Source organism: Sporocytophaga sp. (genome assembly GCF_017745095.1).
Classification (GTDB): domain Bacteria; phylum Bacteroidota; class Bacteroidia; order Cytophagales; family Cytophagaceae; genus Sporocytophaga.
In genome coordinates, this window is record NZ_JAGHZZ010000038.1 from 22,498 (window position 1) to 30,065 (window position 7,568).

Below are 7,568 nucleotides of genomic sequence, written 5' to 3' on the forward strand. Positions count from 1 at the left end.
AAAAAAAGGTCAGCACTTATGATTAAAATCTTATATTTAATGAATTTTTCCTGAAGAATCAAATTAGTTTAGAAAGATATTGGATGTGTAAGCCTCTGAGATATAGCAAATACATAATGTTTGGTATAGCTGTTATGATATTGCTGCAAAGCAATTCTTCAGAATGCTTTGCACAACTAAATGCTACTGTTTTTGAAGACTTCTCTCAATTTATTGTCAATCCTTATTTAATTAATCCTTCTGCAACCGACAGTTCTTATAGTTTCAAGATATGTGCTAATAATATTAATGAATTAGGATTAATTAAAAATGTAAGCCGCTTTTACATTGATGGAGATAAAAGGATCAACTCGTCGCGTAAAAATGGATTTCATTTTATAGGGTTACAGGCTATCAATTCAAAACAGGGAGATTATATTTCCAGGAGCAGAATGCAAGCACACTATTCTTGGTTTGCCCAAGTCAGTAAAAAGGCATTCTTGTCTTCCGGAGTTTCATTAGGGTTTATCAATTACGCATTTCTCACTACTCAAGGCGGGACAGGAGGCTCAGATTATGCACCGGATGGTTCCATTGGAATTCATTATGTCCGACCAAATACATTTATAGGTTTGGCGATACAACAGGTTTTTACATCTGTGCTGATTCCAGTCAATCAATCGTTCCGGTTAAGCCGGTTATACAATTTAGATTTATCACATCACTTTGATGTGGGGCCAAGGACTAATCTAGCTGTCTATGGCATGGTACAACAACCTGATAAGGGAAATACTATATATAGCTTGGGTTTACTTTCGGAAATTTCCAATGTAGTATTAGTAGGAGTTAATGATTTCTCATTACGAAAGACTTCCTTCAATTTGGGAGTAAAACAAATCCGCCTGCTTGGTGCGGAATTCATGTTTATGACCACCTATAGTATATATCACGGTAGTTTTCCATTACCCGACAACTCGCTGGAGCTCTTCATCGTGCTTCAAAAATAATTTTTTCATTTAACTGATGACCATTTTTAGGCAATGCCGTAGCTTATGACCTTTTTTCATATGGCAAACTATTGATCAACCATTACCTTTTGTATAACCATATTTTTATATCTAGACATTACCTGTTCGCACGGTTTTTCAATTAACCTTCAGCTGAAAACTATTCAGGCGGACTAGGCTTGGAAGAAGAGATAACAGCAATCTGAATAAATCACCTAGGAATAATGGATAGGAACTTATCTGTGATGATATTTTAGAAATTTAGATATCTAAATTTTATCAGGAGATGATGACTTTTTTTAGACTGTGACGTAGCCTATCATCATTTTATAAAGCTATCAATTAACATTAAACTTCAACTTAATTATGAATAACCTTAAAATGGTAATCTTATTCCTGATGGTATTTATTTCCAAACCCTCGTTTTCGTGGTATGGTATGCCAACTCCATTTTTACATATTGAAGGCCGCTTTTTAAAAGACCCCAACGGAAATAATGTTGTGCTCCGGGGAGGATGGATGCAGCCTACAGAATCATGGTTTAACGGTGGAGGAAAATGGTATAGCAATCCGACAGACTGGACCAACCCGAATAACGTTGCCGGAATGTTAAACTATTTGAAGGATGCGGCAACAGTGATGAGTGATCCCAGTCCCAGATACGGTACTAATCATGGGTGGTATAATACATTCGTTCGTGTCAATACTGATGCAATAGGTGGTTGGACACAAGAGTCTGGGCTGGTTAATCAGGCACAGTTCAATGGTTGGATTCAGAATTTTCTCGTTCCTTATGCCAATCATCTCAAATCTCGCGGACTTTACCTTGTTCTTTGTGCCACAGGACCAATTAATACACCTAACAACGGTTCTCATAATGCGGGTGTAACGGAGCAAGCTCGCCTACGCACTTTCTGGAGTACAGTGGCCAATGCACCAGGAGTTAAGAATGCGGATAACATTATGTTTGAACTGATGAATGAGCCTGTGGACATAGAATCTTCTCCCGGCAATGGTGACTGGGGCCATGGGCAAGCAAAATATTTTCAGGCTTTCAGAAACTGGATTCAGCCTGTCATAGATGATGTGCGGAAGACAGGAGCAAATAACGTTGTATGGGTGACAACCCTTGAGTGGCAGGGTTCACCGCAACAACACCTTCAATATCCTTTCACTGGTATGAATTGCGGTGTTGCCGTACATTATTATCCGACATATGGAAATTGCGGAGACAACGTCACCTGCCATAATAGTTTATGGAGCCGTCAATACAAGCCTGTTGCAGATAAGTGGCCTATGATTATCACAGAAAATTTCTGGTTCCCTGAAGATAACGGCCTCGTGGAGGGCTCTACGGCTAAATATGGAAGCACGCTCAAGGCTAACATTGATGCTGAAGGTAATGTCTCCTATATGATCGGGTTTTTAAGCGACCTTCTTGATCTTAGTAATGCCCTTCCTTCAAATGCCAGCTTGCTTTCAAAGGAGGGCGCACAAGCTGCATTTGAATGGTGGTATAAATATAATGGAGGTACCGGCTGCACACCTACCTCTGTTGCTCCCTATATTCAGGTAAACGATGGTACCTGGCAGCAAGCGTCAACAGCTACCTTAAGTAGTGGTACAAAAATCGTGTTAGGTCCTCAGCCTGTAAGTGGTGGTTCCTGGAATTGGAGCGGACCTAATGGTTATAGCGCTGCAACCAGAGAAATCACTTTAACCAATATACAAGTAAGTCAGGCAGGAGATTATGTGGCTACCTACACAAATCCAGCCGGATGTACGAGTACTGCAAAATTTACTTTAGGAGTCTGTGCTCCAGCAACGATCACTCCATATTCCAGAATCAATGAAGGTGCATGGAATCAGTCAGCATCTTTGAATGCGGTCCCAGGGGATAATGTTGCTTTTGGTCCTCAGCCTCTAACGGAAGGTTCCTGGCAATGGAGCGGTCCAAATGGTTTTACCGCAACTACCAGAGAGATCTTGTTAACTAATGTCCAGTCAAGTCATTCAGGGAATTATGTTGCTACCTATACCAGCATCGCTGGTTGTAAAAGTACGACTACCATTGTCCTGACAGTATCTGCACCTAACAATCAACCTCCTTCTGTGACTCTGACTGCGCCTTTAAACAATGCAACATATATTGCTCCGGCAAGCATTACATTAAATGCAAATGCGAATGATAAAGATGGAACGGTAACAAGCGTTTCCTTTTATCGGGGCAACACATTGATTGGTTCGGATGCATCAGCTCCCTATAGTTTTACTTGGGATAACGTATCAGAAGGAAGCTATTCTATTACAGCACGCGCCACGGACAACAATGGTGCAGTTTCTACATCAGAAGCAGTGACAATTATTGTAAATGTGGTAATCACTTCTATTGAAGGAGTAATAGGACCTGATTGCGGTACCAGAAATTCAACATTGCGCTACAGCATCTCAAGCTCAGCTTTGACAGGCGCTACTGCTTACTCCTGGTGGCTAAATGGTTATGCTCAAAACGTAACTCCTTTAGCAGCAAATCCGAGCCAGGTGGATATTCAGACTGGAGCTTATTTTAATGACTGTCAGCTATGTGTTGGAATAACTTATAATGTAGCACCATATTATAAAACCTACTGCAAGCAGATAATTTCTTGTTATCCAGCTTCAGTATTACCTTCGGCATTGATAGGTCCTAATCCTACAGAAGCTGAATTTTCCTTGACGGTTCCGGAAAGTGTAAGTTCTATTTCAATTTTGGATATGAATGGCAATACTGTATATACTCATGGAAAACTGCTAGAAGGTGAGACAGTGCAATATGGGAAGAGCTTAACACCAGGATTATATTCAGTAAATATAGTATACGCAAGTGGACGGATTGAAGTACTACGTATTCAAAAATTGTAGACGCCAGGTTGGGCCGATAATTTTCTAAACGTAGTTGTAATCAGTAAGAGTTTGAGTAAAATGCATAATGAAGTTTTCTATTTCTTGCAAATGCTCAAACTCTTGCTTTTTTATGGAATCAATTTATTCATATGAGGATATAATTGTTCTTCTTCAAAGTTCAATGGATATATATGTCAAATGGGCACCAGCTTAGGTTTATATTGGGTTATATTTTATCAATAATAGGCAGATATATTCTGAATTCAGAACCTTTTTCAACTTCGCTATTAACTTCAATTTTTCCATTCAAATTCTCAACAATTCTTTTAACTAAATACAAACCAACCCCAGTTCCAGGAACATGTGCATGCAATCTCTTAAACATTCTAAAAATCTTATCTATTTGGCTCATGTCAAATCCAAGACCATTATCAATTATTTTAAAAACAAAAAAATTATTCTCCCTATATGTATTTAAATGAATTACAGGCTTCCGTTTCGGATGATGATACTTAATGGAATTATTGATTAGTTTGTATAAAATGGTTTTGAAATTCTTTTTGGAAAGATAAACTTTATTTTCATTAAAATCGGTGGTGAAAATAGCTTGCATTTTGCTAGCTTATCTTTATGTACGTCTATGTATTCGTTATAAATTTCCTCGACAGAAATGAGCTCTCTGTTATTATCGGTATCTTTTTGAATTATACTAATTTCCGTAAGTTCTTGAATTGTTATCTTTAAGCGATCAATGGACTCTTCCATCATTTTCAAAAGCTGAAGAACATCTATTGTAAATAGATCTTTGGTTTCATCGTAAATAGTATGTAGAAGTCCTTCCATATTAGAGATAGGAGCTTTTAAATCATGAGAAGCGGTATATATAAAATTATCTAAGTCATTATTTATTTTTTTTAATTCAATATTTGAGTGAATTAACATTTCTTCGATCTGCTTACGTAAGGTTATATCGTCAACAATGGCAACTGCGTATTCAAAATTCTCTTTTTCATTCCAAACAATGGAAGCTGTAAGATTAACCCAAATAATTTCACCATCTTTTTTTAAGTATCTTTTTTCAATCTTATAATAAGGAATTTCTTTTGCTTTGAGTTTTCGAAATAGATCTAAATCAGCATGAATATCCTCATGAAATGTAATATCTTCAAAAGGTATATTAATGAGCTCATTTAAGGAATATCCAAGCAATTCGCAATACTTTTGATTTAGTAAAAGGAACTTTCCATTTTCTGCCACATGTGCCATACCAACTGCTGCTTGTTCAAAAGTGGATTTAAACTGACGTTGACTATAGGCCAATGCTTCTAAGGTCTTTTGTGCTATTATTTCCTGAGTGATATCAGTATTGGTTCCAAACCAATTTTCAATTTCTCCCATTTCATTTTTTAACGGCACTACCCTTGTAAGAAACTGTTTATAATTACCGTCCTTTCCTTTCATTGGGAAAGTCATTTCAAAAGGTTGTCCAGTGGAGATAGAATTTCGCCATTTCTCAATTACTTCTGGTAGTACAGAAGGATCGTGTAGCGATTGCCAACCCGAACCTTCCATTTCTTCCGGTGTTTTGCCTGTATATTCATACCACCTGTTGTTATACCATAAGATTTCCCCCTCTTTGTTTGCAATCCATACAAGGTTAGGTATATTATCTGCTAAGGTTCTAAGTTTTCCTTCACTTTGTTCCAAATCCTTAGACCTTTTTGACAATTGTTCATTTGCATTTCTTAAATCAGCAGTTCTTTCATTTACTTTTTTTTCCAACTCTTCATTTGCTTTGGATAATTGAATTTGGGCAATACGCAACTGTTCCTCTTTTTGACTCAATAATAAAATCTGTTCTTGTAGTTTTATATTTATCCCTTTAAATTCTTCTGCGTTAGGTATCAATATTATTTCTGGAGTGTACTTAATTAATGCAATTGCTGTTCCTATAGATGCCAATGCCGTAATTACTCTAAACAAGCTATCAAGATGGTAGTAAGGCTTCCATATGTTTATTACATCCATTACATGTGTTGTTCCACATCCCAGAATAAATATGGCAAATAGAATCAATAACCAGTAATATTTAAAATCCTTTCTGACTTTGACAATATATACAATACTAAATGGAATAGTAAAATAGGCTATAGCAATGATGCTGTCACTGATAGCATTGGTCAAATAAATTTCAGGCTTCCAAAAATAACAATGGCCATGAGGCATGAAGTTAGATTCGAATAGCTTACGCAACAATTCCATAGTTTAAGGTTAGAATTAATAAAAATGGTCTGGGATAACTACACGGAAAGGATAATTGTTATAGTGAAGTGGGACATGATAAACATTGATCAGAGTGGCCAGTGTGTGTTAAAACAACTTGTTCAAATTCTTCTAAGGATGTTCCTTAGTATCGAATCTTTCGATCAGAACATTGTTCAATAGAGTTTGATATACCTCCTGAGGGCATCATAATTGTTAGTAAAGATCTTTCCATGTATTAAGCTACCCATAACAGTCATTTTAAATCCAAAAAATAAGCTCAGGAAAGTTTATATAGGGAGGTGCCTTTTTCTAAGTTATTCTAAAGCTACATTCTATTTGTCTTAATAATAAATCTAACGAGATAATTAAAAACAATTTAGATTCTATTTTAATTTTATCTATGAATAGGGATTTTAAGGAAGAAAAAATAGTAGCACTGCATCTTACGTAACAATGAAAGATAGATTATTAACCTTGTAGAATATATTCCTAAGGTCGGTTATCAATAACATTAGAAATGTCAAATCAAAACAGGTTAAGGATTCAGTGTCTTTCTTCAATATATGAGTGAAAGATTTGAAAAGAAATTCGTGTATGAAGGCGGGATTTTTTCCACCGTATTTGAATCGGTGGAGCAAGGAATTATAATATTCAAGTCAATAAGAGATTCCTCTAATCAAATTATAGATTTTGAATATATCCTTATCAACCGCTGGGCTGAAAATTTACTGGGCAAGTCACGAACTCATCTCATTGGAAAAAGATGGCTGGAAGAATATCCTCATCTGAAAGATCTGGGAATTTTCGATATGCACGCAAAAGTCTTAGAAACAGGAGAATCAATTAACACAGATTTTTTTTATGGATTTCAAGGCCTTAATAAATGGTATAAGAATGGAATTAGAAAAATAGGTGAAGCTGAACTTCTTGTAACCTTTGATGATATCACCAAACAAAAAGAGGCCAATATTGAATTAGAAAACCTTCAGTCGATATTTCTGCAATCACAGGCTTTAGGTAAAATTGGAAGCTACGAATGGAATTTTGTGACGAGGAAATTAATCTTAAGTCCCGAAATGCTTGAAATACTTTGTTCGAAAGCCGTTAAAAATGTTGATGCTTTATCATTGGAAAAGCATCCCTTTGAAGAATTCATTCATCCTGATGATAAGGAAAACGCGAACCAGGCTATTAAGAAAGCAATTTTTGACCATAAGCCTTACGATATTGAATATAAAGTTTCATGTCCAGGCAAAATAATTAAATATGTTTGGTCAAGGGGAAAGGTATATTACGATAATCAGGGAACGCCAATTAAAATAATAAGCACAGTCCTGGATATTACCGAATGGAAAAGAAGTAGATATGAAAGCCAGAAAAGAGAAATTCTTTTGAATCTTGCAGAAGGTATGGCAAATCTTGGCAGCTATGAAT

At 36.3% G+C, this 7,568-nt stretch carries 5 protein-coding genes; 3 read left to right on the forward strand and 2 right to left on the reverse strand.

Going from position 1 to position 7,568, the window contains the following annotated elements; all coding sequences use genetic code 11:
• The first annotated feature begins 83 nt into the window (after nucleotides 1-83).
• Nucleotides 84-986 (forward strand): type IX secretion system membrane protein PorP/SprF, encoded by a 903-nt coding sequence (locus J7604_RS25615; RefSeq protein ID WP_293903008.1) that lies wholly within the window; start codon nucleotides 84-86, stop codon nucleotides 984-986.
• A 366-nt stretch (nucleotides 987-1,352) separates the two neighbouring features.
• Nucleotides 1,353-3,887, forward strand: a complete 2,535-nt coding sequence (locus tag J7604_RS25620; RefSeq protein WP_293903011.1) for an Ig-like domain-containing protein — start codon at nucleotides 1,353-1,355, stop codon at nucleotides 3,885-3,887.
• 208 nt (nucleotides 3,888-4,095) lie between these two features.
• Here J7604_RS25620 and J7604_RS25625 read toward each other — a convergent pair whose 3' ends face one another.
• Together J7604_RS25625 and J7604_RS25630 are read right to left on the reverse strand one after the other, a co-directional pair.
• Nucleotides 4,096-4,482 (reverse strand): ATP-binding protein, encoded by a 387-nt coding sequence (locus tag J7604_RS25625; RefSeq protein WP_293903014.1) that lies wholly within the window; start codon nucleotides 4,480-4,482, stop codon nucleotides 4,096-4,098.
• A complete protein-coding gene (locus J7604_RS25630; protein ID WP_293903017.1) occupies nucleotides 4,398-6,131 on the reverse strand; it encodes a PAS domain S-box protein in 1,734 nt (577 codons plus the stop codon). The genes J7604_RS25625 and J7604_RS25630 overlap by 85 nt, the downstream gene beginning before the upstream one ends.
• A 566-nt stretch (nucleotides 6,132-6,697) precedes the next feature.
• Between J7604_RS25630 and J7604_RS25635 the strand changes: the two genes are divergently transcribed.
• Nucleotides 6,698-7,568, forward strand: an 871-nt coding sequence (locus J7604_RS25635) for a PAS domain-containing protein (protein ID WP_293903020.1), incomplete at its 3' end; no start/stop codon positions are given.

Excerpts from the sequence above, each read along its gene's own strand:
- J7604_RS25615 (WP_293903008.1), top strand. The coding sequence starts at position 84 with ATGTGTAAGCCTCTGAGATATAGCAAATACATAATGTTTGGTATAGCT.
- J7604_RS25620 (WP_293903011.1), top strand. The coding sequence starts at position 1,353 with ATGAATAACCTTAAAATGGTAATCTTATTCCTGATGGTATTTATTTCC.
- J7604_RS25625 (WP_293903014.1), bottom strand. The coding sequence starts at position 4,482 with ATGCAAGCTATTTTCACCACCGATTTTAATGAAAATAAAGTTTATCTT.
- J7604_RS25630 (WP_293903017.1), bottom strand. The coding sequence starts at position 6,131 with ATGGAATTGTTGCGTAAGCTATTCGAATCTAACTTCATGCCTCATGGC.